The sequence below is a fragment of the Psychrobacter namhaensis genome (assembly GCF_016107545.1).
Taxonomy (GTDB): Bacteria; Pseudomonadota; Gammaproteobacteria; order Pseudomonadales; family Moraxellaceae; genus Psychrobacter; species Psychrobacter namhaensis.
In genome coordinates this window covers 1-1,687 of sequence record NZ_JABASS010000031.1, presented here as the reverse complement: position 1 = coordinate 1,687, position 1,687 = coordinate 1, and the positions used below count along the sequence as shown (strand labels likewise).

Here is a 1,687-nt window from a genome sequence, read left to right as displayed (position 1 = left end):
TAGACAACGCCCAATGGTACTCGCCTACCTCCGCGTCCCCTATCATCGATGGGTACAGACCAATGATGATAGGTGCGCCTGCCGATCAAGCGGATGAATCCTATCAGCCTTTGACAGATGGATTTGCCCGTCGTCTTACTTATCTGCGTTTGTCTATTACCGATTTTTGTAACTTTCGCTGCGAATACTGCCTACCCAACGGCTATCAAGGCAAGCGTCCTGATGATGAATTGAGCGTTGCTGAAATTGCCACATTGGTACGCGGCTTTGCCCAAGTAGGCACTAAAAAGGTCAGAATCACGGGCGGAGAACCCTCTATACGCCGTGACGTGGTCGAGATTATTAAAACCATCAAACAAACGAAGGGCATCGAAACCGTTGCCATGACCAGCAATGGCTACAAGCTTGGCAAGCATTTGGCCAGTTGGCAAGCCGCCGGATTGGATCAGCTGAATATCAGTATGGACAGCTTTGATGCCGCAACCTTTTATAAAATGACAGGTTTTAACACGTTGCCGCAACTGCTCGCAGACATGGATACGTTACTTGCAACCACAGATATTAAACTTAAAATAAACAGTATTTTGATGGCAGAAACGGCTTTTGAAAACCTTGTGCAGGCCATCGATTATGTCAAAGACAGAGCGGTCACTTATCGTTTTATTGAATTTATGCAGACCAGTGATAATAGCGATTTGTTCTTTGCTCAGCATGCGCAGTCTGACATCATCATTGACTATCTGTTAGAACACGGCTGGCAGCCCCATCAGCGGGGCAGCGCTGACGGTCCGGCAGTAGAGTATAGTCATCCAAACTATGTCGGCCGCATCGGTATGATTGCGCCGTATGCCGCGCATTTTTGTGATACTTGCAACCGTCTGCGGGTCAGCAGTCAAGGTAAAGTGCATTTGTGCCTATTTGATCAAGGCAATTACGATATTCGTCAGCATCTACAGCAAAATGATATTGCAGGGTTGGTTGGTACCTTACACAGCTTTATGCCGATCAAACCGGAGCACCATCACCTCCATGATTCAAACAGTGGCATCATGCACAATCTGTCAATCATTGGCGGTTAGACGGGCTGATTGATAGGCTGCTTTTTTTAATTATAAAAATGAATGACTGTCATACTTTTAATGAATATATATTAACGCTATCAAGGAATACTTATGAGTAAGCCCGCTGCAAAATTTACCCCCTTAAATATCGCCGTTCTAACGGTTTCTGACAGTCGCACGCTCGCAGAGGACACATCAGGACAATATTTAGCAGACAGCTTAACGGAGGCGGGACATCATCTCGCAGACCGTCAGCTGATTACCGACGATATCTACCAGATTAGAGCGGTGATTAGTGGCTGGATTGCAGACCCAAGCGTTCATGCTGTGATCACGACGGGCGGGACAGGATTCTATATTCGAGACAGCATGCCAGAGGCGGTGAATGTCTTGTTTGACAAATCGATTGACGGCTTTGGGGAGATGTTCCGGTTACTCTCAAAAGATGAGATCGGTATGTCAACCGTGCAATCGCGGGCCGTGGCTGGTATGGCAAATGGTACGGGTATATTCTGCTTACCTGGGTCATCTGGTGCTTGCCGTACTGGTTGGACAAAGATCTTAAAAGATCAGTTTGATAGCCGTACGCGTCCTTGTAACTTTGTACCGCATTTTTTGCGTACCAA

At 46.8% G+C, this 1,687-nt stretch carries 2 protein-coding genes; both read left to right on the top strand.

Annotated elements, in window-relative coordinates:
- Window positions 1–62: 62 nt before the first annotated feature.
- The gene (gene moaA / locus JFC06_RS12160; protein ID WP_265088188.1) at window positions 63–1,079 is read left to right on the top strand and encodes a GTP 3',8-cyclase MoaA; all 1,017 of its coding nucleotides are present in this window, start codon (window positions 63–65) and stop codon (window positions 1,077–1,079) included.
- Window positions 1,080–1,172: 93 nt separating this feature from the next.
- Window positions 1,173–1,687: molybdenum cofactor biosynthesis protein B (gene moaB / locus JFC06_RS12155; protein ID WP_198335244.1), on the top strand; the 515-nt coding region annotated here is incomplete at its 3' end.

Excerpts from the sequence above, each read along its gene's own strand:
- moaA (WP_265088188.1), top strand. The coding sequence starts at position 63 with ATGATGATAGGTGCGCCTGCCGATCAAGCGGATGAATCCTATCAGCCT.